Origin of the sequence: Asticcacaulis aquihabitans, assembly GCF_032490435.1 — a bacterium.
Taxonomy (GTDB): domain Bacteria; phylum Pseudomonadota; class Alphaproteobacteria; order Caulobacterales; family Caulobacteraceae; genus Asticcacaulis.
Genome location: NZ_JAVGWM010000002.1, coordinates 230,236 through 256,657 on the forward strand (window position 1 = coordinate 230,236; position 26,422 = coordinate 256,657).

Below are 26,422 nucleotides of genomic sequence, written 5' to 3' on the forward strand. Positions count from 1 at the left end.
GCCTCCTATTCGTACTTCTTAAGAAGCCCCAGTATCTCGGCAAGCTGCTTGTCGCGGGTCGCGTCGTCGCCGCATTGGCAGGATTTGGCGAGGCAGGATTTCATGTGGGTTTCCAGAACGCTCAACTCGATCGTCTTGATAGCGCTGCGCACTGCACGAAGCTGGGTGAGGATATCGACGCAGTACTGCCCCTCACCCACCATGCGCTTGATGCCCTCAATCTGACCCGCCGCGCGATTTAAGCGCGGTATTTGTTCAAGGTGGGAAGGATGCTGCGACATGATGACACCAATGGATACAGAATCTGATCCATATACCCCCATGGGGTATATGGCAAGTTACAAAACTAGGATTTCCATCCGACACTGCCTGACAACGCGTGCGCACAGGAGATCGTCTCCCGCTAGGCGCTCCGTCTCCACGACCAGTCATTTCCGATAGTGGCACGTGCGTTTTCGAAAGCGGCCGGGCGATCCGAAAAGATTCATCGCCTGGGTTGATCCATTTTACAGGCACCGAATTGAAATTGGGGATCTCAAACATGGACCGCACAAATATCTATCTGGACGCAGACGCCTTCATACCTGGCATACATAGCCTTTCGAGCTTCAGCCTTCGGCTGGAGCCCAATGAGGCAAGAGACCTGTGCTGGCATTCACGCGCCGAATTCGGCATGGTTGTTGCCGGTAAAATGACACTGACCGGCGTCGATAGGACAGGCCAGCCGGTATCTGAAATTCTTCACCCCGGTGACACCTGGTTCTTTCCTACTGGCGCGCCGCATTGGGTCCAGGGGCTGAGCGACGGCTGTGATTTCATCGTCTGCTGCGATGCCTTGTTTGAGGCCATGCCCGTGGCTGGTGCCGGCACGGCGTGATCCTTGGACAACTGGGTTGACGCTTATCAGGCTCGTCCATCCGGACGGGCCTTTTTTGCGCGCGCATGCCTATCGTTCGAATTGGCAAATATGCGGCAATACCGAAAGATCGCCCGGTGCGATGGCGGCATCCTGTCCCCGCGAAAACAAACTACCGTTTTCATACCACCTCGCAGCGAAAAGGCCGACACATGCCCAAAGACCAAACACATCCAGAGGCCCATTCACCATCCATAGGTTTGACCTCACGTCGACAGATGTTGAGCGGAACCCTTGTCGTTGGGGCCACTGCAATCGTCCCATTCGCTGCACAGGCGGCGCCCGGCAAATCTAAGCACTCACACACCACCCCCACCCAGCAAGGAGTTAAGACCATGTCCAATCAAAGCTATGTCACCACCCAGGACGGCACCCAAATCTTTTTCAAAGATTGGGGTCCGAAGACGGCTCAGCCGATCGTTTTCCATCACGGCTGGCCTTTGTCGTCCGATGACTGGGACACCCAGATGATGTATTTCGTCAACAAGGGTTTCCGCGTCGTGGCCCATGACCGCCGCGGTCATGGCCGGTCGAGCCAGGTCAGCGAAGGCCACGATATGGACACCTATGCCGCCGACGCCAATGCGGTGGTTGAGCATCTTGACCTCAAAAACGCCGTCCATATCGGCCACTCGACCGGCGGCGGCGAAGTTGCCCGCTACGTTGCCCGCTACGGTGGCAATGGCCGTGTGTCAAAGGCCGTTCTGATCAGCGCCGTAACACCCATCATGGTCAAGACAGCCGCGTTCCCCAACGGCCTGCCGATCAGTGTTTTCGACGGTTTCCGGGACCAGACCGCCAACAATCGCGCTCAATTTTACCGTGAAGTCCCCTTGCCCTTCTATAATTTCAACCGCGAAGGCGTGACACCCATCGACGGCGTGATCGACAACTGGTGGCGCCAGGGCATGATGGGGAGCGCAAAAGCCCACTACGAAGGCATCAAGGCATTCTCGGAAACCGATCAGAGCGGCGACCTGAAAGCCATCAACGTGCCTGTGCTCATTATGCATGGTGACGACGACCAGATCGTGCCCATAAAAGCCGCCGCGCTAGAGGCCATCAAACTGGTCAAGCATGGCACGCTAAAAGTCTATAAGGGCTACCCGCATGGCATGTGCACCACCCATGCCGATGTTATCAATCCCGATCTGCTGGCCTTCATAACAGGCTGATTGACGACTTCCGTTGCTGAGGCGATGCACGGTTCCACAGTGAACCGTGCATTTTTTGTCTGCGCCAGCCTGTCGTGCGACCCGCAGGATGTATGCCCACCTCACGGCGCCTGGTCGGGATACGTCTCCGGCGATTTGTCATTGGCCTCCCTATCTCAGACCTTTCCTATCTCAGGCCTGCCCTAGCTCGACATTACCGCATGCGTTTTGCCGGCACCAAGCCAGGTGTCGCATGTGATTTTCATGGCGGCCATGCATCAGAAACGCAAAAAGCCGCCGCCACCTTTTCGGTGACGGCGGCTTTTTGCGCATATGCCCTATGTCCTCAGGTGAACGCGGCCTTTAGTACCCGAACAAGCGTAGCGGTATCGCGCGCACCGTCATAGCGATCGCCATTGATGAACAGGCTGGGTGTGCCGGTAACACCACTTTTTATGCCATCCTGGAACGCCGTTTCTATGCGCTTGGCGTAGGTCTGGTTATTTACCTCGCGAACAAAGCGCGCCAAGTCCAGCCCCAGCCGTTCGGCATAGTCGACGATCGCCGCCGGGGACAGGTCGGACTGATGTTCATAGAGCATGTCGTGCATTTCCCAGAACTTGCCTTGTGCCCCTGATGCCTCTGCCGCTTCGGCGGCGATGAAAGCATGCGGATGGAGATCCACGAGCGGAAAGTTGCGGAAGACAAATCTCAGCTTATCGCCAAGTTCCGCTTGCACGGCTTTCAGCACGGGATATGCCTCACCGCAATAGACGCACTCGTAGTCGCCATATTCAACCAGGGTCACGGGAGCGGTGTCCGGACCCTGACGATGATCGTCAGCGCCGACCGGGCGGCTCAAAACAGCATCCGCGCTCATTGCACACCTACCGCGTCGATCGGGTTGCCGCGGGGAACAATGAGCGGATCAACGTCAGTGAATGGAAAGTTCGGGAGATCGGCTTCCACCACATCGAAGGCGGAGGCAAGGATCTGGCGCGAATAACAGCTTGCCAGGGATTTGAACCCGATATCGCCCGGCAGCGCCTGATCGAAGAAGACCAGAACATGCAGATCCCCGTTGCCTATGTCCTCTATATGATGAGGATAGGCCCGCGGGATGAAATACACATCGCCGGGGGTCATCACATAGGTATCGGCCTGACCATCCGGATTAAGGATCGTCATGCGGCCGGTGCCGCGCGTCACATAGCCCATTTCGGCCGTTCCGGGGTGCCAATGCGGTTCGCGCATGCCTTCGTCGCGGATATTGATCGAGAACATCGACACGTCCTTTAGCGCCGGCCAGATATCCGACTTGCTGAGACGGGCGACACCCGATGGCGTGTCGATCTGCGGCGGCGTAGCCTCGACCTTATATTTGTAAGGATTGATGTGTCGCTCGGCCGCCTCGATCACCGCCTTGTCCGCGCGAAAGCCGATATGGGCTTCTCCCGCAGTACGCTTCAGATGTGAAAACGCGTCAGCCTTCAAGTCGAATGTGTTTGCGAGTACCGCATCCGTCATGGCCAGGAACGCGCCCGAAATACCGAACTGTTCCGGGGTCTGGTGCGTGTGCGCCATGATGAATTCGGCTTCGGTATCACCGGTGTTTTCGATATGCTGCATGGCACCGGAGGGAACAAAGAACATTTCGCCGGCCTTGAGGGTGAAGCTGTCGCGGGCGCTGTGATTGCCCGCGATGGTCATGAGCGCTTCCCCGCGCAGGCAATAACCCAGGGTATGGGCGTTGGCGTACCAGTGCGGCTCACGCACACCCAGGGGTGCCAGAATGAGCCGGCTCATCGACAAACGGTTCAGGATCGGAAAGACCGAAGCGTTCACTTCGGCCATCGTGCCTGCCGGCCCCTCGAAGGCCGGCGGACGTTTAGCGAGGGAGATGATGTGGGGAGATTTTGACATGGTCTGGACCTTTCAAATGAGACAAGACGCTCACAGATTGACGCCACCGGGATTGCGGGTGATTTCGAACAAGAACCAGGTCCGGCGCTCGGTTTCGTCGATCCAGTTTTCAAGCAGGCTGGCGGTGGCGACATCGCCAGCGTCGTCGCAAACGGTATGAGTTTCACGCAAGGCAGCGCTAAGGGTCAGATTGTCACGCAACAACTCGCTCAGCATGACCTCGGCGGAAACAAAATCGTCGTCATTGTCTTTGATGCGTTGCTGGCGCGCGATATGACCGATTGAACGGATCGTGTTGCCACCAATCTTGCGGGCCCGTTCGGCAATCGGATCGGTCATCGCGAAGATCTGGTCGCCCTGCTCATCCAGCAGAAGGTGATAATCACGAAACTTCGGACCGCTCATGTGCCAGTGAAAATTCTTCGTCTTTAAATAAATAGCGAAGACATCAGCCAGAAGGCGTGTCAGGTGCGCAGAAATATCCGCAGCCGCCGCCTGATCGAGACCAGTTGGGGTTTGCAAAAAGTCGCTGGCGGCAAGTGCGTTAGGGGTTTGAAACGTCATGGTAAGGCTCCTTTGGAAATGTGTTTACCTGCCCCAAAGGATGCCGTTTGCCGGTCGCACCATCTTCCGGTTTCGCCCGCGTTTTTTCGAAAGCGAACGATCGCCTGCATTTCGCGCGTCCCTCCCGACTGATGCGGACGTGCACCTATACTTTGGTTTACCTGATACCATGCTTGAATATGCCCGACTATGCGCCGGTATAATGGGAACGGGCGATCGAGAACCGTAGATTGTGTTTGCACCGAACAGGTCACGCCAGTCTCAGAAAGGTTCATCCATGCCCCTTCACGCTGTTAATAGTCACCGCATTCCCGATGGACTTATCGCATCCGGCATTCTGGCCGGCGTGAGCGACCCACATGGCGCGCTGGAATATGTCGATTACCTGCTGCAACAAGAACTGTTGCGGGCCCAGGGGCCTCACGGCCCGCTGGCTGCCCAGGACTTGTATTCAACTCACGATACAACTGAGATACGGCTGGCAGCGATCGCTCGTTGGCTGGGGATTCAGACCGAGAGCGCCAAGACCACCGCACAGCAAGACGAGGTGTGCGGTCTTGCCAAATGGCGCCTAAAGAAGGTCCTGTCCTTTATCGACGCGAACCTCAGCGAACCGATTTTACTCGCAGACCTGGCCGCCTGCGCCGGTTTGAGCCGAATGTACTTCGCCGCGCAGTTTCGCCAAGCAACTGGCTACCGCCCGCATGAATTTGTCCTGCGCCAACGCATTCAAAGGGCGCAGAGCTTGTTGCGAGACACCTCCGACAGCCTCGTCCAAATCGCCTTGTCCGTGGGCTTCCAAACTCAGGCACATTTTACGACGGTGTTCAAAAGCATTGTCGGTGAAACGCCGCGTCACTGGCGAGGTCTTGCGCGCCAGATGGATTGAAAACAGGTCTACAGCCCCCCGACACCCTCGCCTTCGCCGAACATTCCGTGTCGCACAAATCTACGGACGCGCTTATGTTGATCCGTACCCAAACCAAGGTATATGTTGGGATGGCGTTCAGGTTCGGGTATAGCTTGCACCGCAAGCCAGACCTGTCTGGACAAACGCAGTGTCATGCGGTTTCGAGCCTGTCGAAACGCAACGAGGGGGTCGATAGTGAAGACGCAAGAGCCGGCACGGGCGCCGGTGTCCAGTACCTCCCCGATTCAGGGCGCCGGTGTGGCCGCCGTCTTGCTGAGCATCGTGATCTTCGCGATCGACACCATGACCAGCCTAGGCGCCGCCATTGCGGTGCTTTATGCGCTCGTCGTCATTCTCTCGGCGACTGTCCTGAACCGCAATCGACTGCTAGCCGTATCAGGTGTTTGTATCCTGCTTACACTGGTGAGCTTTGTCTTCGGCCACGAAGGCGCCTATACGGTGGACTCAGTCGTAAGATGCGCCGTCAGTCTATGTGCCATTGCGCTGGCGACCTTCATGGCCGTAAGGCGGCAAGCCGCTCTCAAGCGACTGAAGGACCAAGCGGAGCTCCTCGACTGTTCGCACGACGCCATCATTGCCTGCCAACTGGACGGCACGATCACCTTCTGGAACCGCAGCGCCGAAGCCCTCTACGGCTGGCCTGCAGAAGACGTAAAGGGCCGACACCTGTCTGTCCTTCTTCAGACCGTCTTTCCAATTCCGTTTGAAGATGTCCGCTCAGCCATGCTCTCCGCCGGCCGCTGGGAGGGCGAGCTGATTCACACCCGTCGCGACGGCACGCAGGTCGTGGTGGCCAGCCGCTGGTCCTGTCAGCTTGATGAGCGCGGACAGCCGAAGGCCATTCTGGAAACCAACAGCGATATTACCGAGCGGCGGCGCGAACAGGAGGCCTTGTTTCAAACCCAGGCAGCCCTTTCGCATGCGACTCGCATCTCGACCTTGGGTGAACTCACGGCCTCCATCGCGCACGAGGTCAATCAACCCCTCGCCGCCGTGGTTACTAACGGTGAAGCCTGCCTGAGATGGCTCAACCGGGATGAACCCAATATCGCCGTCGCCCTGACCTCGGTCGAAAAGATGATCAGCAACGGTCGACGCGCCAGCGAGGTCATTACGCGACTGCGTGCTTTGGCACGTAAATCGAGCCCGGAACATGGACGCCTGGAGATCAATGCGCTTGTCGAAGATGTGCTCGTGCTGGTGCAGCATGAACTCTCGAGCCGCCAGGTGCGTCTGAACCTGACCCTGGCGGACGCCCCCCTTGAGGTCATGGGCGATCCCATTCAGTTGCAGCAGGTGGTCATCAATCTGGTGATGAATGGCGTCCAAGCCATGGAAGCCACGCCGGCGCAAGACCGCGCTCTTGCCATTTCGACCTCCCGCCAGACATCAGACGGCCGGGACGGTATCGTCATTTCCGTCCGTGACTTCGGCCCAGGCATATCGGACGAGTCTGCCAGTAAGATCTTTTCCGCATTCTACAGTACCAAAGCCACCGGTATGGGAATGGGGTTGTCCATCTGCCGTACGATTATTGACGCTCACGAGGGGGAGATTGTATTTTCCCCAGCGGACGGCGGCGGTGTGTCTTTTTCCATCCATTTGCCAACCTTAAGCGCCTAGACATGACATCCCAATCTGCTGCTACAGTAATCGTTGTTGATGATGATGCGGAACTCCGGGACGCCCTGAGTAACCTGTTCCATTCGGTTGGCCTGGACGTGCTGCTTTTCGGCTCAACCGATGAGCTGTTGCAGGCGCGTCTGCCAGATACGCCCAGCTGCCTTGTGCTTGACATTCGCCTGCCCGGTGTCAGCGGCCTCGATTTCCAGAACCACCTGACGAAATCGGGCTTCGAATTGCCGATTATTTTCATTACCGGCTACGGCGATGTGCCCATGTCAGTGCGCGCCATGAAGGGCGGCGCGATTGACTTCCTGACCAAACCGTTTCGCGATCAGGACATGCTGGATGCCGTCACTGTTGCCATCGGGCGTGACAAGCTCTTGAAGGCGGCTGGAAAGGCGAAGTCGGGGCTTACCTCCCTCTACGCCAGCCTGACCGCCCGCGAGTCGGAAGTGATGGCCTTGGTCACCAAGGGGCTTCTGAACAAACAGATCGCCGGCATGATGGGCTTGAGCGAAATCACGGTTAAAATCCACCGCGGCGATATGATGCGCAAAATGGGCGCCGGCTCTCTGGCTGATCTGGTCCGTATGGCGCAAAGCCTCGGGCTGCATAGCGACGGCTGATCGCGCCTCACCGGAAAAACCGCCGAATATACGAGAGTATAGATAGGCGCGGGCGCGCAGAACTGTCATTTTACGAACCTCACGCGAAATCGCGAATGTCCGCCTGCGCGGGAAGGAATGTAGTTGTGTCCCATACCCCGGTGATTGCGATCATCGATGACGACGAAGATGTTCGGTCAGCGACTGAAAATCTCGTCTTGTCCCTGAACCTCAAAGCCATCACGTTCGCCAGCGCGGAGGACTTCCTCGCCCTTGCCGACCTGGATGCGGTAGCCTGCGTGATCACGGACGTCCAGATGCGCGAGATGTCAGGTATCGATCTGCAAGCCTATCTGCAGGCGGAAAAACGCTCCTTGCCAATGATATTTATGACGGCTTTTGACGATCCCAAGATCCGCCAGATCGCGGAAATGGCTGGCGCTATCGGGTTCCTCGCCAAGCCCTGTGACGGCACGACCATGATTTCATTGATCGAACGTGCAATCACGGCCGGCTGAGCCCAACCGCCGATCCAGGTCACAACATATACCAAGGTATCATGACCCCGAAGCCAACGGATAGGTTTCAAACCGGTCGTATAATTGTTCACCCGACCCGAAGGCCTATCCTGTCTCCGCAGCCTGAATATGGCCAGGCTAGCAGGAGCGCACAATGGAAACCTTTATTGTAACGGAAAGCGGTCACATCGATCGCCAGATCGGCCAGGCCGTTCGCGATCGTCGGAAAGAACTGAAACTGAGCCAGCAAATGCTCGCCGCCCGGATCGGCGTGACCTTTCAGCAGGTGCAGAAATACGAATCCGGCATCACACGCTTAAGCGCCACCACGCTTTTCGACATCGCCCGGGTGCTTGACGCACCTATCGGCTATTTCTTCGATAGCCTCGAGCCCGTCGGCGACATCACACCGGCCTCTTTTTGGCTTTCCGACAAGGGAAAGGCCCTTGCCCATACCGTCCCGCGCATTGAGCCGCGGTTACGCCGTAAGGTGCTCGAGCTTATTGAAATCCTTACAGAATAAGGGCCAAGATCGCCCTCAACATCTGCTTACTCAACCCCACATCAGGCACGCGCCTCACCCAGCCAGACACGGTGACGAAGCTGCGGCCTATCAGACGAAAGCCTCGCCTCATGCCCCCCCTATCCGCGTCGCAAGACATCAAAAAACCCGCTCTCTTGTCCATGGCCATTGCCTCAGGGGTCGCCGTGGCCAATATCTATTATAGCCAGCCCATGCTGGGCATAATTGAGCGCGAATTTCCGCATTCCTCCCTCATCGCACTTACGCCGACCTTGACGCAGCTTGGCTATGCGGCAGGTTTGTTCTTCCTTCTACCCCTTGGGGACAAGTTCGACCGCAAGCGCATAATCATGTACCAATTGCTTGTGCTGTGCGCAGCACTGGCTATCGCCGCGATATCGCCCTCCCCTGTTATCCTGCTTTTGGCCTCCTTTGCCATCGGCGCCGCATCCACCGTTGCCCAACAAATCGTCCCGCTGGCCGCGCTTTTGTCGCCTCCGCACAAACAAGGCGCCGCCATAGGCACGGTCATGGCCGGTGTGCTATCGGGTATTTTGCTGAGCCGGACGGTGGCAGGCCTGGTGTCCCAACATCTCGGCTGGCGCCCGATGTTCTGGTTGGCCATCCCGATCATCCTGCTAGCCGGACTGCGTATGGCGTTCGTATTGCCCGCGCGGCCTGTATCCAATCCCGCGTCCTACCGGAGCTTGATTGCGTCCCTGCTCGCGCTATGGCAGCGCCATCCCAGCCTACGCGGGGCAGCCATTGTCCAGGCCTTGCTCTTCGCCTCCTTTTCCACGTTTTGGACCGTTCTTGCCTTTTATTTGGCCTCTCCGCGGTTCGGCATGGGAGCGGATGTCGCAGGGCTGTTCGGCATCGTCGGCGCCGTGGGTATTCTGGCGGCGCCATTGGCTGGACGACTGACAGACAAGGTCGGCCCCACACGGATTGTCACGATTGGTGGTGGCATCGCCCTACTGTCCTGGATCGTGCTTGGGTTCTGGCCCGGCCTCACGGGCTTGATCGTCGGTGTCATCCTGCTCGATCTTGGCGTCCAGGTCAGCTTGATCGCCAATCAGCATATCATTTATAGCCTGGACCATGCCGCGAAGGGCCGACTGAACGCGATCTTCATGACTGCCATGTTTCTCGGTGGCGCCATAGGCTCGGCCATAGCCGTCATAGAATGGACGCTGGGCGGTTGGGCTACAGTCAGCATTGTAGGCGCGCTCTTGCCCCTAGGGGCCTTCGCAGCCGGGGAAATGAGACGCCGACGGTAATGCCGTCATGTGACCGATACATGTCGCTCTAATGTGCGGAACCATCGGCTTCGGCCTGTCCCCCTTTCGACTATGCGCCCCGAGCTCCAGAAAAAAGGCGATAGCTCTCTATGACGGTTCAAACACCAATGTCTCTGTGAGATCGCCAGGGCGAAGCCCAGCATTAGCCAGCATGGCGTCCTCGCGTTCCTTCAGTCCCGGCAGGTCGGCCAGACCGAAGCGGCGGCGCAGAAAACGGGCGATCGATCCAGTATCGTAGGTCGTGTGTTCGACATGGCCGCGTTTTGCAAAGGGCGAGACAACAATCGCCGGCACGCGCGTTCCCGGCCCCCAGCGGTCCCCTTTCGGTGGCGCCACATGATCCCACCAGCCGCCGTTTTCGTCGAACGTGATAACGATCATCATGTTCTTCCACTGAGGACCGTTTTGCAGGGCATCTATCACCGTGGCGATATGCCGGTCGCCGCTGTCGACGTCGGAATATCCGGCATGCATATTCAGGTTGCCCTGCGGCTTGTAATAGGCAACGGCGGGAAGCATCCCGTCTTCGATTGCCTTGAGAAAATGATTGGTACGTGACGTCTCGTCGGTGCCGGCGTCGCGCAGATGCCGGTCCCGATCGGGCGTGCCCGGTGCAAACCGGGCAAAATAGTTGAAGGGCTGATGATGGCTTTGGAAATTCGGACGTGACGGAAACGGATCGGTTGCCTCCGCCGCCCGGGTCAAGGCGGTGTTCCAGCCACCACTGTACCAGGCCCATTCAATACCCTTCTCCGACAGGCGATCGCCGATCGTGCCATGGGTCTGCGGCGGCAGGGTGCTGGAATGATTGGGATCGGCAAAAGCCAGGTTGGCGGGATCGCGACTTGAACTTGGCGCATAGGGCGGGCTCATCGTGTTGACGGCATAGAAGTCCGGCGTCAGCGCGCCGCCGCCAAACCGGGCGGGTCCGTCCAGAGCGCTCGGTTTCATATCCGGAACCGGTGTTAGGCCGATGCCTTTCGGGTCGCCATCGACGACGGCAATGCGACTCTTGGCGACACTTTCATCGGCATGCGGATAATAGGGCGCCGTGGCGGCGACAAGGTATTGGTGATTGAGAAATGATGAGCCGAACGCACCCATGAAGAAATTGTCGCACAACGTATATTCACGGGCGATCTTCCAGAGCCTGAGATTGACCTGGTTATCGGCATAATAGCCCATAACCATGGCCCCTGTGTCCCCCCAAGCGACGAAACCATCATTCTTGCCGCCGTTGATCTGCTTCTGGTTTTGATAAAATGCGTGAACAAGGTCACGCGTCACCACACCCTGCGGTAACGGATCGCCGGCGGGCGTCGACAGGGCAAAGGGCCTGTTCGGCAGGCCTGTAATGTCGGCTTCGCCGATGAGATAGTTCTGGTGGTTGACGGTCTGTGCATCCTTGACAAGCCCACCCCAGATTTTCGGAAGGACAGACAGGACGCTGCCGTCCCGGTCGCGTTGCAGATAACGCTCGGGCGGCAGGCTTTTCACAGGCTGCTCCAAGCCCGGAAAGTCGGCGAACAGGTTATTGAAGCTGCGGTTCTCCGCATAGATCACCACCACATTTTGAATGTGGCGCTGAAGTTGCGCATCCGTGACCCTAGCCGACGCGCCCGGCCGCGCCCCCTTGGCCAAACCTTGCGACGGCAAACCGGCTGCGACGCCCGCCAGGCCCAGGCCCAGACCGCCCAGAAGTTCGCGACGATTGGCGCCGTCCGGCGCCGCCCGCTTGCCTGGGCTGTCGTTATCGTCAGAAGGTCCCTTATCGCCTGTCTTCGCCATCGTATTCCATCCACCTACACGTTTCGCCGGCCCGGCCGGTCAGCCAGGGGGCAGACTGGGCATGCGGCAGGCCAATATCGATACAAGCATAGGCGCGCGTAAGACCTGTGGTAAAGTGAGATTCAAGCGGATTTTTTTAACGCCTCATCTTCTGCCACCGCCTCGATGCGTGCGGCCTCCGCTCCGGCATCGGCCTTTAGGCTCAGCAGGTTGTCGATCTGCCGCAGGCCGGGGAATTTCCAGGCCCACAAACCGGCGACGACAAGGGTGCCGATCCCACCGATCACCACGGCCGGCACAACCCCGACCAAGGAGGCCACAAACCCCGATTCCATATCGCCCAATTCATTCGATGCGCTATTGAACATCATATTGACGGAGCTGACCCGCCCGCGCATATCGTCGTGCATCGACAATTGCATCAATGATTGACGAATGAAGTTTCCGACCATGTCGGCGGCGCCCAGGGCGACAAGACAGGCCAGCGACAGATAATAGATCTTGGACAGACCGAAGACGATAGTGACCAGACCGTAGACGGAAATCGCCGCAAACATCCACAGTCCGACATGTCGGCGAAACGGCCGGATGGCCAGAAAAAGAGCCGTCAGGACCGCGCCAACCGCCGGCGCGCTGCGCAACAATCCAAATCCGGCGGAACCGACATGCAAGATGTCGCTGGCGTAGATCGGCAAGAGTGCAATGGCACCACCCAGCAGGACGGCGAACAGGTCCAACGTCACCGCGCCCAGGATCAGGCGGTTATGGCGAATATAGTTGAGGCCGCCCAGCAGATGCGCCAGGCCGACCGGCCGCCTGTCCCCGCCCTTGCTGCGTGTCCGGATCAGGGTCGCACCGACCCCTCCGGTAAAATAAAGCCCCGCCGCCAGGGCATAGGTTGCGCCCTCACCCCACAGGTGCAGTGTCAGGCCAGCAACGGCCGGCCCAATCACACTGGTAAGCTGAAAGCCCGACGCATTCCATGCCACGGCATTAGGCAGGTCCTTGCGTGGGATCAGATGGGGCATCCATGCGGCGGCGGAGGGGGCCGAAAACGTCTTTGACGCGCCGAAAAGCCCCGCCGCCAGGTAGAAGAACAGCGGATTGGTAACCCCGGTCACGGTAAGCCCGCAGAAGATCAGCGCCGTAGTCGTCAGAACAAGCTGAAACACGCGATAGACGTTACGGCGTTCGAACCGGTCGGCGGTCTGCCCCGACGGCAGGGTCGCCAGCATGACGGGCACGAATACCGCCAGCCCGATCAGGCCAAGCGACATCGGATCGTGGGTAAGGGTGTAGATCTGCCAGCCCAGGGTTGGCATCATAATATTGGTGCCGAACATGTTACACTGCCGCGTACCGTAAAACAGACGGTATTCATGATGGCGAAAGGCGGCTGCCGGGTCGTGCTTTTCCGCCGGCAGTAAATCGTTTGTCATCAGCTCCAGTTCTCTTTCGGCGATTCGATGAGGATGACCTTCACGTCCTGTTCCGGCACGCCGAGGGCGCCGAGATTGCGTTTCACGGCTGCAAACAACGCCTGTTTCAGTTCGGGGGTGCGCCCGCTGAAGAGCGTGACTTCAACATTGGTGTAGCGCTCACCCTCGCCTTCGCCAGACGTAAAATGATCGGGCGGATATTGCACCAACCGAATATGACGGGCATGAGCTGGCGTGCCGATGCTTTCGGTCAGGGCCGTCTGAACGGCATCGAAGACGGCGGCGGGGCTGTCGATCCAGCCGGCGCGGGTTGAGATCAGGGTGCTGGGCATCTATCGGTTTCCTTTACTGTATGTGATGCAGTGGCGCCGGTATCAGGCGCGACCAGATGACAAGCGACATCATTGCCGCTGCCTGCCCGGCGAAGCGCCGGCGTTTCTTCGCGGCACTGCTGCGTCGCCATGGGGCAGCGCGCCTGGAACGGACAGCCGGCGGGCAGGTTGAGATTGCTCGGCAACTCGCCTTGGAGAACGGATTTGACGCGCACCGCGTCCGGATCGGCACTTGGCACGGCGGCCAGAAGCGCCCGGGTGTAAGGGTGCAAGGGCTGCTTCCAGAACGTGTCGCGCGCGCCTTGCTCCATGATCTGGCCCAGATACATCACCACCACCCGGTCGGCGATATGTTCCACAACCGCCAGATCGTGCGAGATAAAGAGGTAGGAGATGCCGAGCCTGGCCTGCAAATCGTTGAGCAGGTTGATGATCTGAGCCCGTACAGACGGATCCAGGGCCGATACCGGTTCGTCGCAGACGATGAGTTTCGGATTGAGCGCGATGGCACGCGCTATGCCGATCCGCTGCCGCTGACCGCCGGAGAACTCGTTCGGATACCGGTCATAAGCCGTTTCAGGCAAGCCCACCTGTACCAGGAGATCATGGACACGTCGTTTGGCGTCTTTCGCACTCCAGCCCGCCAGACGTAACGGCTGGCCAATGCTTTTGCCGACGCTGTGGCGCGGATTGAGCGCACCGGCATTGTCCTGGAAAATCATCTGGATCTTGGGACGGACGGTTGTCAGGTCGCGCTGATTGAGATGGGTGATATCCTGGCCATCCAACTCGATGCCACCGCGTGTAACAGGCGACAGACGCAAAAGTGCCCGGCCGAGCGTAGACTTGCCGCAGCCCGACTCACCGATAAGCCCCACCGTCTCGCCCTCGGCGATGGCGAAGGACACGCCATTGACCGCATGGACGATACCCGCGCCGGTCGGCAAATGAACCGTCAGATCAGTTATCGACAGCAACGACATAGCGCTCACTTTCCAGCTCGGCGGCCCAGCAGGCGACTTCGTGATCAACGGTCAGGGCAATCGTGGCCGGGGCTTGACGGCGGCAGACATCAAGGACTTTGTCGCACCGATCGGCGAAGGGACAGCCTGCACCGCGCGCTTCATAGGGCGGCACCACACCCCGGATTTCCGGCAGGCGTGCGGCCCTTGACTGACCGGGGTGCAGGGTCAGGGCTAGCAGACCTTGCGTGTAAGGGTGGCGCGGATCACGGAAAATGTCTCGGACGACGCCTTCTTCGACCTTGCGGCCGGCATACATGACGACCACCCGGTCCGCCATCTCCGCCACGACGCCAAAGTCGTGCGTGATGATCAACAGCGCCATGCCCGTGCGCGCCTTCAGTTCCTGAAGCAGTTGCAGCACCTGGGCCTGAATGGTGACATCGAGCGCGGTCGTCGGCTCATCGGCAATCAGCAGGCGTGGATCGCAGGCAATCGCCATGGCGATGGCGATGCGTTGGCACATGCCGCCGGACAAACGGTGCGGATATTCCTTAAGTCGTGTTTCCGGATCGGGGATGTGCACCAGACGCAATAACTCGATGCAACGCGCTTTCAGCGCCTCCCCTTTCAGGTCGACATGCGCGCGAATGGCTTCTTCGAGCTGGCGGCCAATGGTCATGACCGGGTTCAGGGCGCTCATCGGGTCTTGAAAAATCATGGCGATATCGCGGCCACGCAAGCGGACGATGTCGCGTTCGGGTAAAGTCGCCAGGTCCCGGCCTTCGAGACGGATTTCCCCGTCGCGAATACGGGCCCGCCCCTTCGGCAGCAGGCGCATGAGCGACAGGGCGGCCAGGGATTTGCCGCAACCAGACTCCCCGATAATGGCAACCGTTTCGCCCCGCCGTACTTTCAGATTGAGGTCATCGACTATGGTCAGGTCGCCCTTGCGCGTGCTGACCGCAGTGGACAGGTTTCGGACATCGAGAACAAGGCGGCTCATCTGCGAAGCCTCGGATTTAGCACCTCGCCCAGCCCATCACTGACCAGACTAAGAGCGAACACGGTGATAACGATGGCGACGCCGGGGATGGCGCTGATATACCAGGCCGAAGTGATCATATTGCGCCCTTCGCCGACCAGGCGTCCCCAGGTCGAAATATTCGGATCGCCGAGCCCCAGGAAAGACAGGCCCGATTCCGCCAGGATCGCGCCGGCGATCGACAGGGTCGACACGGCAATGACCGGCGCCAGCGCATTGGGCAGGATTTCGCCGAAGATGATGGCGATATCGGTCATGCCGGTTGCGCGGCAGGCCAGGATGAAATCACGCTTTTTCCAAGCCATGACTTCGGCCCGCGTCAGCCGGGCAATGGATTCCCACGATACCAGGCCGATGATCAGAACAATGAAGACCATGTTCGCGCCAAACAGGGAGACGAGAGCAAGAATGAAAACAATGCCGGGTATGGTTTGGAACAGTTCGATCAGCCGACCGAACAGATTGCCTATCCACCCGCCGTAATATCCGGCGACTGCGCCGATGGTGACACCTATAAGCAAGGCGGTGACCGCGGCAGATATGCCTATAGCCAGGGTGGTGCCAGCGCCATGGACGATCATGGCCAGCATATCGCGCCCCATGCCGTCCGTACCGAGTGGATAACGGCCATTGGTGAACGGTTCGATCAAGGCGGGGGCCACAATGCGCAAGGGATCGGATGGAAAGACAATCGGCGCGGCGAGCGCCGTCAAGCCAACGACCAGCAGCAGCAGACCACCTGTCAGCGCCATGGGATTACGGCTAAAATTATGGATCAGGGTCATCGCTCTACTCCAGCACGATGCGCGGATCAAGCCACGCATAGACAAGATCGATGATCAGGTTGACGACCATGACCAGGAGCGAGCTGAAGATAATGATTCCCAGCATAACCGGATAATCACGCGCCACCACGGAATCGTAGAGAAGGCTGCCTAGCCCCGGCCAGTTGAAGACAGCTTCAACGACGACGCTACCGCTCAGTACGGCCGCGAATTGCAGACCCAGCACCGTGACCACAGGCAGGAGCGCGTTGCGGAAAATATGCCGGACGGTCACCGCGATACTTGACAGTCCCTTGGCGAATGCGGTGCGGACATAGTCCGCCTGGGCGGCATCGAGCATGGCGTTGCGCGTTACACGCATATAGATGGCCGACTGATGCAGGCCCAGGGCAATCGCGGGCATCAGTAAATGGGCGCCGAGATCGAACAGATTGCCCAAGATGCCGTTATCGGCCCCGATGGTCGTCATGCCACCGATCGGCAACCAGTCCAGCTTCACCGCGAACAGGATCACCAACATGATGCCGACCCAGAAGATCGGAGCGGCAAAAAAGAAAACCCCCACCATCGACAGAATACGGTCGACGATGCCGTTATGATGGCTCGCGGCCGCGATGCCCGATGCGACGCCCGTCAGCAGGGCAACCGCCAATCCCGACAGCATGAGGATAAGCGTGGCCGGCAAGTGATGCAGAATCGCCTCGGTGACGGGAATATTCTGACGATAGGAAAAACCGAAATCGAGCCGCCCCACGGCTTCGAGATATTTCCAGAGCTGCACGTATAGCGGCTTGTCGAGCCCATAGGTGACGTTGAGGCGGTCAATCATAGCCTGGTCGGACAACTGCATTTCCGACGACATGATTTCGACAAAACTGCCCGGAGCCGAATGGATTAGAATGAACGTGCCGACGATAATGGTCAGCATCAGCGGCAGAACATGGGTCAGAAGCCGCAAGGCCAGTCGCCGCAGCAGGATCAGCGGGCGCGACGCCCGCCGTTTCACCGCTCCATCGAAACGCAGTGGATCGGTGTAGGGGCTGGGGAGACTGCGACCGCCTGACATCAAAACACCGTTGTGTCTTGGCCGCGCGCCGCCGCGAAAGCTTCCGCCGCCGCGACATTGTGCGATGGCACCGTCTCGCGGCCGAACTGGGGCGGTTGCGCGACATAGGGCTCTTCCAGCAGGCGGATTTCTTCGTCCGACAGCTTGAGGTCAAGCGCCGCCACAGCGTCATCTATATGGTTGATCTTGGTCGCCCCGACGATTGGAGCGGTCAGGCCGGGACGAGTGAGCAGCCAGGCCAGCGCCACCTTGGCGGCGGACTCGCCGCGCGCTTCGGCCACAGCCAGCACGCGGTCGACGACGGCTTCGTCCTCGGGGCGGGCGAAATCCTTGACCACTTCCGAACGCTTGGTGCCGCGCCGGCGGCTGCCGGTCAGGAGGCCACGCGCCAGGGGACTGTACGGAATGACGCCGACGCCCTGATCGATACAGAGCGGGATCATCTCACGCTCCTCCTCGCGGTAGAGGAGATTGTAGCGGTTCTGCATCGAGACGAATTTCGTCCAGCCGTTTTTCTCGGCTATGGCCTGGAGCTTGGCGAATTGCCAGGCGTACATGCTGGAGGCGCCGATATAGAGGGCTTTTCCCGATGTCACCACCTCATGCAGCGCCTCCATCGTTTCTTCCGGCGGCGTGGTCGGATCGAGACGATGGATTTGATACAGGTCGATATAATCGGTCTTCAGACGGCGCAGGCTGTCATCAATTGCGTGACGGATGTGTTTTCGGTTCAGACCTCGTTGATTCACGTCCTTGCCCATCGGGCCGAATACCTTGGTGGCCAACACCACCTGATCGCGCGGGACGCCAATTTTTTCAAACGCATTGCCCTGGATCGTTTCGGCCAGACCGGTCGAATAGGAATCCGCATTGTCGAAGAAGTTGATGCCGGCATCGAGCGCCTGCTTGTAGAACGGCAGGGCTTCGGATTCCGGCAGCGCCCACGGCATCCAATCGGTTGAGCCATAGCTTGAGCATCCGAAGGCGATGCGTGAGACCTTGAGGCCTGTTTTCCCTAGTCGGGTATATTGCATGGCTGTTTCCTAGTAGTCGTAGCGGACGCGGAAGAGGACAAGGCGCGGATCATTGTAGGTCGCTGCGTTGATAGCGGTGACGCCGTTGCCGCGCGTGCCGCCCTGATCGTAGCGGCGGTCATCGGCGTTGCGGACGGTCAGCGAATAGGCGAAATGCGAATTGTTCAGTTTGAAGCTCGCCGACAGATTGACGATTTCCTGCGCCACACCGATCATATCCGGCGTGTTGACCAGATCGCTGAATTGCTTGGTACGGAAATAGTATTCCGCGCCAACCTTCCAAATGCCGTTCGTCTGCCACGGCAATTCATAATCCAGGGCGCTAAAATACTGCCAGCGCGGCGCATTTGGCACCTGCTTGCCATCGTAGAGCGCCGCATTGGACGCAGCACCACCCGCCGACAAGACCTTGGTTTCCAAAAGGCTGATATTGTTCTGCCAGGTCAGGCCAGCGATCGGTCGCCAACGGGCCTCCAGTTCGAAGCCCTGCGTGCGCACCTTTCCGAGATTGATACGGTGGGAGATGTTGTTTTCATCCAGTGCCGAGGCCTGGTAGCCCTCGATATCGTTATGGAAGACGGACAGGTTCAGGCGCACCGTATGACCAAGGACGTCGGCCTTCGCGCCGCCCTCCCAGGTCGTCACGGTCTCCGGATCATAGGGCAGGCCCGCCGACGCTTTTGACGTGGCGCGGCCGTCGAAGCCACCAGCCTTGAACCCTTCGGCATAGGTGACGTAGGTGGCAATCGCGGGCGTCCATTCGTAGTTCAGGCCCAGCTTCGGCGTCCAGGACGTCCAGTGCTGATAGGGCTTATTGATGGTGTAATAGACGGGCAGATACTGCTTGGAGGCATTCTGCTCATTGCCGGTAAAGGTGAAGTTGTGCGCTTCGTAGGTATAGCGCTCACCGGCGATGAGATGCAGGCGCGGCGTCAGATCATAGGTGACCTGGCCGTAGACGGAATAGTTCTTGGTCTTTTCGCCCGAGTCCTGAAGATAGGTGCGATCCGGCAACAGCGCCGCGTTCGACAGCGGTGAATAGTTGGTCCGGTAAGAGCGGAAATTGTCATAAAGGGCGAAGGCGCCAACGACGGCATGAATGCGGTCGCCGTCATAGAGGTATTGCAGTTCCTGCGTCCAGTTGAGGTCACGGTGATTGGAATAGGTGCGGTTGATCGTCAGGGCACTGCCATCCTATCCTGGTCGTACCAGCCCGGTTGTTTGAAGGCGCGCACCGAACTGATGAATTTCAGCTTGCTTTTGTCCGTGAGATCCCAGGTGGCGCGCAGCGACCCGGCCCAAAGCTTGGTATGGTTTGAGATAAGCTGTTCGGAATAGTTGGTGTTGGGGTCGATCACCCCGCCCGGCTGGATGCGCGGTATCAGCGGGGTCGGATCTCCCTTGTCTTCGAAAATCTCACCGGTCAACAGGTAGGCGGACTTGGCTGTCGGTGTCCAGTTGAGCTTGCCGCGCACACCCAGCGTATCGACAGTTCCGACATAGGTGTCCAGGGTCTTGTCGAATACCAGCCCCTGACGATAGCGCTTTACGACCGCCAAACTACCGGCCAGCTTGTCCTCGACCAGCGGCCCGCTCACACCGGCCCGGAAGATGGATGTTGAATGATCGCCGACGCTGACTTCACCAAAGGCGCCAAAATCATTCCCCGGCGTCTTCGTGGTGATCTTGATCGCGCCCGCCGACGAATTTCGGCCATACAGGGTGCCTTGCGGCCCCCGCAACACTTCGACGTCCTGCACATCATTAAAGTCAAACGTGCCGCCGATGGGCCGCGAGATATAGACATCGTCGATATAGGTGCCGACGGTCTGGTTGGCGATGGAATCGGTTTCGCCGATGCCGCGGATATAATAGCTTCCAGTCGAAAAAGTCAGCGCCGTTGGTGCCACAAAAAGGCCGGGGATGCGGGTGTTGGCGTCACGCAGATTTTCCACGGCCTTTGTTTGCAGCATGTCGGCATTGATGACCGTGACAGCCACCGGCGTCTTCTGGATATTTGTGCGACGAAACTCCGCCGTGACCGTCACTTCGATCGGCTCGGATTCGGCGCTGTCACCAGCCGAATCGGCCGCGTTTTTTGCTACGTCAGAATTTTCCGCCGTAGGAGCGACGCCTGCAACGGCCGCGCCCCATATAGACGACAAGGATAGGATGAGGGCGCCGGTCGATACCAGCGCCTTGGAATGAATGCCCCGCAAAAGAGTTCTCCAGTGTGTTCGCGCGCCCGCTCAGCGAGTTACCCGCGCGGATAATACCAATGATGAAAGTGTGGATGGGCTCAGCCTCAGCCGTTCCTCGGCCAGATACTGCATTGCGCCACCCCTGGCGGCGCACCCAAAGGCGCCGGTGGTCCGTCATGCCTTTAATTCATATTAAATTGATATGAATTTGTGTCAAAGCCAATTCCGCACCTGCGATAACAAAAATCCTATCCGATAGGTTTAGCTAAGCTGCCCAACTCCACTCAGCGGATACAAACCGCCTCGTTACGCTTTTTCCGCGTCGGCCCAGGAGTCGGTCGATTGATAGGCAGCGGTCGTATTTAACTGCACGGTCTTGCGGAAAATGACGTGGCTGGGCCATTCGACAACAGGTAGCATCGGCAGGTCCGTCAGGGCCAAGCGGGCAAATTGCTGAATAAGATCCTTACGCTTCTCAGGGTCGATCTCGATGGTGATGCGCGAGACCAAAGCATCCATCTGCGGCGAGGAATATCGCGACGCATTGCGGAAAATGAGTCCTTTTTTGATACCCGCCGTCGTGAATAACTGCACCAGTTCAGGCCGCAGATCATCGGACGTGCCGCCGCCCTGGCTATAGGCCACGTCAAAATCGTAGTCGGTGTAGAGCGCCTTCAGGGAATTGGGGCGATCCGGCACGCGCAAGCTTACGTCAATCTTCAGATCGGCGAAAACCTGCTTGAGATAGGCGCCTACCTTGCCGTTCTCTTCCGACCAGCCGCTGGCCAAAAGCTTTATCGCAAACCGCTTGCCATCGGGCTTTACCGGATAGCCCGCCTCATCCAGAAGCCTTGCCGCCAGCAACGGATCAAAGGCATATTTGGGCACGTCGTCGGTAAAGTACAGGTCGTTCGTACTCAGAATGGGACTGATGGCTGGTTTGGCGTAACCGTAATATATGGTCTTGGCGATGAAGTCCTTGTCGATGGCATGGGCCAGGGCGCGGCGCACCTTCACATCGGATACAACCGGATTTTTGACGTTGAAGTAGACCGACATCGCCAGCCCTTCATCCTCAAACTGCACCCTTAGATTCGGATTGGCCTGTAAACGTTTGATATCGTTGAGTGGAACCGGGTTCGAGAACCCTGCATCCAGTTCTCCCGTCTCCAGGGCGGCGGCCCGCGAGGCCGGTTCGCGCCACCATCGGATGATCAGCTTGTCTATACTGCCTTTGGAAGCCCGCCAGTAGGATGGATTGCGGGTAAATTCCGCGTGGCTGCCGCGCACCCATTTGGAAAATAGCCAAGGCCCCGTCCCTATCGGGGCGGCATTGACCGGATTGAGCAGGATATCCTTATCAGCATATAGATGCTTGGGGAGGATATAGTTCGGGCCATTAGAGAAGAGCAGTTGCAGGCTGAATTCCGGCACCGGCCGGTCGAAACGCAAGGTCACCTCATGGGAGCCCGCCACATCGACGCCATCGAGATAGTCGAGGATGCTTTGCGGATAGAAAGGCTTCCAATATTCCTTTGCGGACCAAGCAACGTCATCGGCGGTAAAGTCCTTGCCATCGTGCCATTTGATTCCCCGGCGCAGCGTGAAGGTCACGCTTTTCTTGTCCGGCGCGATGACCCAGCTTTCGGCCAATACGGGCGAAAAGCTCCGGTCCTTGTTGAAACGGCCCAGCCGTTCAAGAACCTTGGATCCGGTAAAGCCAGGACCGCCGCCGCCGCCGCCGGGCGCAAACAGGGTGTGGGGCTCAGGATATCCGATGGTAGCCGTCAATGTGCGGGATTTGTTATCCCCGCCGGACTTGCCCGCCTTAGGGCTGCACGCCACAGCGGTCGCGGCTACACCCGCGGACAGGGAGAAGAGAACGAAACGACGTGACAGCTTGGACGGGGACATGGGTAACTCCGTAAATGACGAGCCATCGTCACGGTGTGTCCGGTTGCCAGGCGCTGCATAAATACCATACTAAATTAGTATGAGTTAGAGAGAATTTCTAATTCGCGCGATTAGATACGCACACATATAGACAGCACCCCCACGGCCAGACGTATCGCCTATCTGCCGAAGCAGACGCAGAAGTGGTTGTCATTCACGCGATAGGCGGGTTAGGTATAGGTCAACGCGCGGAATCACGTCGCTTCGATAGCGATTTTGACTTTCCCGCGTGATGCGTCCGCCCACGATTGATAGGCTGGGTCGTTCACCACACTGAGTCCGCTACCATTCGGCACGCGTTCAGTCGTTTCTAAATCTATGTGCACACCTAAAAGGGGTCCTTCTCGTTGGAGACCATTTCCATAATCCTGATCCTGCTGTTCGCGGTCGTCGTCAGCGGGCTCATCAATCGCGTACTGCCGTTCAACCTTCCCCTTCCGCTTGTTCAGATCGGGCTTGGCGCATTGATGGCGACCGTTCTGACGGTCGGCGTGGAACTGGATCCGGAAATCTTCTTTCTGCTCTTTCTGCCGCCGCTTCTCTTTCTCGACGGCTGGCGCATCCCTAAGGAAGGCGTCTTCAGAGACATCAGCACCATTCTGGAGCTGGCGCTCGGGCTGGTGATTTTTACCGTTATCGGGATCGGTTTTTTCATCTTCTGGCTGATACCGGACATGCCGTTGCCGGTCGCCTTCGCCCTGGCCGCCGTGCTTGCGCCAACCGACCCAATTGCCGTGTCAGCTATCGCCGCGCGCGTTCCCATACCCAAGCGTCTGATGCATATTCTGGAAGGCGAAGCGCTTTTGAACGACGCTTCCGGGCTTGTCTGTCTTCGCCTGGCGATCGCCGCCGCCTTGACGGGGGCCTTCTCCCTCGTCGGCGCCGTGACGACGTTTGCCTGGTTGGCGATCGGCGGGCTCGGCATCGGCTTTGCCGTGTCATGGTGCGCCGGACGCGGCAAGCACTGGATTTCGAAGCGATTTGGCAGCGATCCGGGCTCGTTCATCTTGATCAGCCTGCTCATTCCCTTTGCTGCCTATCTACTGGCCGAACATTTTCATTGCTCCGGCATCCTGGCCGCTGTTGCGGCGGGGTTCACCATGAGCTTTGTTGAAAATCCCGCCAGTTCACCGGCGATAGGTCGCATTCGGCGCGACGTCGTTTGGGACATGGTGCAGTTCGTCGCCAATGGCGCCATCTTCATCCTGCTTGGGGAACAACTGCCCAAGATTCTCGCAGGCGCGATGGATACGGCGCGGCAAATCGGACATCCTGAGCCTTGGTGGCTACCGCTCGACGTTGTTATTATAACAGCGGTGCTCATATCCGCGCGTTTCCTGTGGGTGTGGATATCCCTGCGCTTTACGATGTTTCGCGCCAGAAAGCGGGGTGAAACACCACAGCGGCCGCATCTGCGCCTTGTCGCGGCTACGTCGCTGGCGGGCGTAAAGGGCGCCATCACCCTGGCGGGCATATTGACCCTGCCATTGGCGCTGACGGACGGGACGGCCTTTCCCACCCGCGACCTGGCGATCTTCCTGGCCGCCGGCGTCATTGTCCTGTCCCTGATCATTGCCAGCATCGGCTTGCCTTTGGTGCTGAAAAACCTGTCCGTGCCAGCGGAAACCTCCGAATCCGAAGAGGACATCGCCCGTGTCGCCGCCGCCGAAGCCGCGATCAAGGCTATCGAAGAAGCCCAGCATACATTGGCGGTCGGGCGGGCGGACGCGGACATCTATGCACAGGCGGGCTTACGCGTCATGGCGCGTTACCGGCACCGGATAGATGCCGTCATCGTAACCCTCGACAATCCCGAGAGTTCACGTCATCTGCGCCAGGTCGAGCGTGAACTCCTCAAGGTCGGCCTGGTGGCGGAGCGCCGCGAAATCGTGCGTCTGGGTGACGAAGGTCGTGTCGGTTCTGAAGCCGTCAAGAAGCTTATTCGCGAAGCGGATCTTTCGGAAGCTCGCATGATGAGTTGAGCGATCCCTCATCGTAAAGGCGCAATATCCATATCCTTACGCGCGAAAGCGCGAACCCTTTAGGGAGAAGGCGAGCGCAATTCGCCCCGCGGTCAGATTTCGAAGCCTGGCAACGCGTTGAAATCGCTTGCGTCATGCCGTTCCCGCAATCCATCGGTGATCTTGTTGACAAGCCTGCCGCGCTTAACGCCGTTTCTGACCTCCAGCATGTCCATCCATCTGCGGATGTGGCCATAGTCCCCAACTGAGAGGAATTCGGCCGCAGAATAGGCGCCGTTCACAATACCACCATACCAAGGATAGATCGCCATATCGGCAATGGTGTAGTCATCGCCGGCGACATATTCGGTCCTGGAAAGCTGCGTATCCAGAACGTGCAGCTGGCGTTTGGTTTCCATGGCATATCGGTTGATGGCATATTCGATCTTGAACGGCGCATAGGCGTAGAAGTGTCCAAATCCGCCGCCGACAAACGGCGCCGATCCCATCTGCCACATCAACCAGTTCATGGTTTCTGCCCGCCGATAGTGTTCGGTTGGCAGGAAGGCGCCGAACTTTTCCGCCAGATAGAAGAGGATTGATCCGCTTTCGAACACTCGCGTGGTTGGCTGGGTCGAATGATCCATCAGCGCCGGTATTTTCGAATTAGGATTGATCGATACGAAATCGCTGCCGAACTGCTGCCCCTCACCGATGTTGATCAGCCAGGCATCATATTCGGCGTCGGCATGACCGGCGTCCAACAGCTCCTCAAGCATGATCGTCACCTTGACGCCATTGGGCGTACCCAGCGAGTAGAGCTGCAAGGGGTGTTTGCCAACCGGGAGTGTTTGATCGTGTGTGACGCCGGAAATCGGTCTGTTAATATTGGCGAACTGGCCGCCGTTCTGCCTGTCCCATTGCCAGACCTTGGGCGGGACGTATCCCGCTGGCTGGTTATTGGCGGGGTCGTTGTCAGCCATGCGTCATCTCCGGAGCTGTGCAGCTTTGTCTCAAGAGAACTCAATATGGCGGCTTAGCGCCCCGGCGCAACCCCGCAACCCATCATCGCATAGGAACCTGACGACGAATGGTCGAAGCGTACAACTGAAAGTTGCTATGGTGCCGAAGCGTCCAGCGTATGGGCGTTTGCAAAACCCTCCATCACACGATTGGCCTCTACAGACAGATTTATCTTGTACATGGCAAATATTGTTACGGCTAACATCGCTAAGGCAGCGACAGAGATTAAGCGCGTCTGGACGGTGAATGCGGTTTGCGGCTGGGTTTTGGGGAGGTCATTTTTCATTGACGCCAGATTAGCCGACCAGATGTAAAAAAGCACCGCTTAACGCCGCCCGACCTCCACATTGCAACTTTACACAATCATGCGCCAAACCGGACAGGTCAGCTGTTCGTTGCCCGACAGATCTGACCAGCCATTGCTTTTCATATGGGCACGCTTCTAGGAGACAGATATGGTAGACGCCGCAGAGATCAAGGAACACGCTGAAGTCATTGGCGCAGATGGTGTCCACGTGGGCACAGTCGACCGCGTGGAAGGCAACCGCATCAAGCTTAGGAAGCTCGACAGCGGCATGGGGACCCATAAAGCCCACCATCACTTTATCAGTCTGGGTCTGGTTGCCGATATTGAAGGCGATAAGGTACGCCTGTCAGCCAATGCCGATGTCGCCGTAACGCTCGAAGAAGAAGACAGCGGCACCAACGTCTGAACATCAGGCGTCTGAAGATAAGGCCACGACCGGTTACGATTCCCTGCGACTGGCGTTGA

26 protein-coding genes are annotated in these 26,422 nt (G+C 58.4%); 10 read left to right on the forward strand and 16 right to left on the reverse strand.

The annotated features are described in order from the left end of the window. Nucleotides 1-5: 5 nt before the first annotated feature. The gene (locus RCJ00_RS08005; RefSeq protein ID WP_316221277.1) at nt 6-281 is read right to left on the reverse strand and encodes a metal-sensitive transcriptional regulator; all 276 of its coding nucleotides are present in this window, start codon (nt 279-281) and stop codon (nt 6-8) included. A gap of 260 nt (nt 282-541) precedes the next feature. Between RCJ00_RS08005 and RCJ00_RS08010 the strand changes: the two genes are divergently transcribed. Beyond that, a complete protein-coding gene (locus tag RCJ00_RS08010) occupies nt 542-877 on the forward strand; it encodes a cupin domain-containing protein (RefSeq protein ID WP_316221278.1) in 336 nt (111 codons plus the stop codon). Nucleotides 878-1,251: 374 nt separating this feature from the next. Then, a complete protein-coding gene (locus tag RCJ00_RS08015) occupies nt 1,252-2,091 on the forward strand; it encodes an alpha/beta fold hydrolase (protein ID WP_316221279.1) in 840 nt (279 codons plus the stop codon). Between the two features lie 325 nt (nt 2,092-2,416). Here RCJ00_RS08015 and RCJ00_RS08020 read toward each other — a convergent pair whose 3' ends face one another. Genes RCJ00_RS08020 through RCJ00_RS08030 form a run of 3 tightly spaced genes read right to left on the reverse strand, consistent with a single transcriptional unit; the run spans nt 2,417 to nt 4,557 of the window. After that, the gene (locus tag RCJ00_RS08020; RefSeq protein WP_316221280.1) at nt 2,417-2,950 is read right to left on the reverse strand and encodes a DsbA family protein; all 534 of its coding nucleotides are present in this window, start codon (nt 2,948-2,950) and stop codon (nt 2,417-2,419) included. Next, a complete protein-coding gene (locus RCJ00_RS08025) occupies nt 2,947-3,993 on the reverse strand; it encodes a cupin domain-containing protein (protein WP_316221281.1) in 1,047 nt (348 codons plus the stop codon). Before RCJ00_RS08025 ends, RCJ00_RS08020 begins: the two co-directional genes overlap by 4 nt. A 30-nt stretch (nt 3,994-4,023) precedes the next feature. Then, nucleotides 4,024-4,557, reverse strand: a complete 534-nt coding sequence (locus RCJ00_RS08030) for a Dps family protein (RefSeq protein WP_316221282.1) — start codon at nt 4,555-4,557, stop codon at nt 4,024-4,026. A 277-nt stretch (nt 4,558-4,834) separates the two neighbouring features. Here RCJ00_RS08030 and RCJ00_RS08035 point away from each other — a divergent pair, with 277 nt between their 5' ends. The 6 genes from RCJ00_RS08035 to RCJ00_RS08060 all read left to right on the forward strand — a co-directional run bounded on the left by RCJ00_RS08035 (nt 4,835) and on the right by RCJ00_RS08060 (nt 10,040). Beyond that, the gene (locus tag RCJ00_RS08035; RefSeq protein ID WP_316221283.1) at nt 4,835-5,446 is read left to right on the forward strand and encodes a helix-turn-helix domain-containing protein; all 612 of its coding nucleotides are present in this window, start codon (nt 4,835-4,837) and stop codon (nt 5,444-5,446) included. Nucleotides 5,447-5,662: 216 nt separating this feature from the next. Next, nucleotides 5,663-7,111, forward strand: a complete 1,449-nt coding sequence (locus RCJ00_RS08040) for a sensor histidine kinase (RefSeq protein WP_316221284.1) — start codon at nt 5,663-5,665, stop codon at nt 7,109-7,111. A gap of 2 nt (nt 7,112-7,113) precedes the next feature. Continuing rightward, nucleotides 7,114-7,740 (forward strand): response regulator transcription factor, encoded by a 627-nt coding sequence (locus tag RCJ00_RS08045; RefSeq protein WP_316221285.1) that lies wholly within the window; start codon nt 7,114-7,116, stop codon nt 7,738-7,740. 125 nt (nt 7,741-7,865) lie between these two features. Next, a complete protein-coding gene (locus RCJ00_RS08050; protein WP_316221286.1) occupies nt 7,866-8,237 on the forward strand; it encodes a response regulator transcription factor in 372 nt (123 codons plus the stop codon). A 154-nt stretch (nt 8,238-8,391) separates the two neighbouring features. After that, entirely contained in the window at nt 8,392-8,760 is a 369-nt protein-coding gene (locus tag RCJ00_RS08055) for a helix-turn-helix domain-containing protein (protein ID WP_316221287.1), read from the forward strand. 110 nt (nt 8,761-8,870) lie between these two features. After that, nucleotides 8,871-10,040 (forward strand): MFS transporter, encoded by a 1,170-nt coding sequence (locus RCJ00_RS08060; protein ID WP_316221288.1) that lies wholly within the window; start codon nt 8,871-8,873, stop codon nt 10,038-10,040. A gap of 108 nt (nt 10,041-10,148) precedes the next feature. Here RCJ00_RS08060 and acpA read toward each other — a convergent pair whose 3' ends face one another. The 11 genes from acpA to RCJ00_RS08115 form a co-directional block, all read right to left on the reverse strand. After that, nucleotides 10,149-11,849, reverse strand: a complete 1,701-nt coding sequence (gene acpA, locus RCJ00_RS08065; RefSeq protein WP_316221289.1) for an acid phosphatase — start codon at nt 11,847-11,849, stop codon at nt 10,149-10,151. A 122-nt stretch (nt 11,850-11,971) separates the two neighbouring features. Further along, nucleotides 11,972-13,288, reverse strand: coding sequence for an MFS transporter (locus RCJ00_RS08070; protein ID WP_316221290.1), 1,317 nt, complete (start codon nt 13,286-13,288; stop codon nt 11,972-11,974). Beyond that, a complete protein-coding gene (locus RCJ00_RS08075) occupies nt 13,288-13,620 on the reverse strand; it encodes a tautomerase family protein (RefSeq protein WP_316221291.1) in 333 nt (110 codons plus the stop codon). The genes RCJ00_RS08070 and RCJ00_RS08075 overlap by 1 nt, the downstream gene beginning before the upstream one ends. Further along, nucleotides 13,605-14,603: an ABC transporter ATP-binding protein gene (locus RCJ00_RS08080; protein ID WP_316221292.1), complete on the reverse strand. Its 999-nt coding sequence runs from the start codon at nt 14,601-14,603 to the stop codon at nt 13,605-13,607. The genes RCJ00_RS08075 and RCJ00_RS08080 overlap by 16 nt, the downstream gene beginning before the upstream one ends. After that, on the reverse strand, nt 14,581-15,588 hold the full coding sequence (locus RCJ00_RS08085) for an ABC transporter ATP-binding protein (RefSeq protein ID WP_316221293.1): 1,008 nt from the start codon (nt 15,586-15,588) through the stop codon (nt 14,581-14,583). The genes RCJ00_RS08080 and RCJ00_RS08085 overlap by 23 nt, the downstream gene beginning before the upstream one ends. Further along, complete coding sequence (locus tag RCJ00_RS08090; protein WP_316221294.1) at nt 15,585-16,412, reverse strand: ABC transporter permease; 828 nt, start codon at nt 16,410-16,412, stop codon at nt 15,585-15,587. Before RCJ00_RS08090 ends, RCJ00_RS08085 begins: the two co-directional genes overlap by 4 nt. Nucleotides 16,413-16,416: 4 nt before the next feature. Then, complete coding sequence (locus RCJ00_RS08095) at nt 16,417-17,478, reverse strand: ABC transporter permease (RefSeq protein WP_316221295.1); 1,062 nt, start codon at nt 17,476-17,478, stop codon at nt 16,417-16,419. Next, a complete protein-coding gene (locus RCJ00_RS08100; protein ID WP_316221296.1) occupies nt 17,478-18,512 on the reverse strand; it encodes an aldo/keto reductase in 1,035 nt (344 codons plus the stop codon). The genes RCJ00_RS08095 and RCJ00_RS08100 overlap by 1 nt, the downstream gene beginning before the upstream one ends. 9 nt (nt 18,513-18,521) lie before the next feature. After that, on the reverse strand, nt 18,522-19,694 hold the full coding sequence (locus RCJ00_RS08105; protein ID WP_316221891.1) for a TonB-dependent receptor: 1,173 nt from the start codon (nt 19,692-19,694) through the stop codon (nt 18,522-18,524). Next, entirely contained in the window at nt 19,691-20,731 is a 1,041-nt protein-coding gene (locus tag RCJ00_RS08110; RefSeq protein WP_316221297.1) for a TonB-dependent receptor, read from the reverse strand. The genes RCJ00_RS08105 and RCJ00_RS08110 overlap by 4 nt, the downstream gene beginning before the upstream one ends. 288 nt (nt 20,732-21,019) lie before the next feature. Next, nucleotides 21,020-22,627 carry an ABC transporter substrate-binding protein gene (locus RCJ00_RS08115; protein WP_316221298.1) on the reverse strand — a complete coding sequence of 536 codons (1,608 nt, stop codon included), beginning with the start codon at nt 22,625-22,627 and terminating at the stop codon, nt 21,020-21,022. A 386-nt stretch (nt 22,628-23,013) separates the two neighbouring features. Between RCJ00_RS08115 and RCJ00_RS08120 the strand changes: the two genes are divergently transcribed. Continuing rightward, nucleotides 23,014-24,648 carry a Na+/H+ antiporter gene (locus RCJ00_RS08120; RefSeq protein WP_316221299.1) on the forward strand — a complete coding sequence of 545 codons (1,635 nt, stop codon included), beginning with the start codon at nt 23,014-23,016 and terminating at the stop codon, nt 24,646-24,648. Nucleotides 24,649-24,740: 92 nt separating this feature from the next. Here RCJ00_RS08120 and yghU read toward each other — a convergent pair whose 3' ends face one another. After that, entirely contained in the window at nt 24,741-25,610 is an 870-nt protein-coding gene (gene yghU / locus RCJ00_RS08125; protein ID WP_316221300.1) for a glutathione-dependent disulfide-bond oxidoreductase, read from the reverse strand. Nucleotides 25,611-26,105: 495 nt separating this feature from the next. Between yghU and RCJ00_RS08130 the strand changes: the two genes are divergently transcribed. Further along, nucleotides 26,106-26,363 (forward strand): DUF2171 domain-containing protein, encoded by a 258-nt coding sequence (locus tag RCJ00_RS08130; RefSeq protein WP_316221301.1) that lies wholly within the window; start codon nt 26,106-26,108, stop codon nt 26,361-26,363. Nucleotides 26,364-26,422 lie beyond the last annotated feature (59 nt).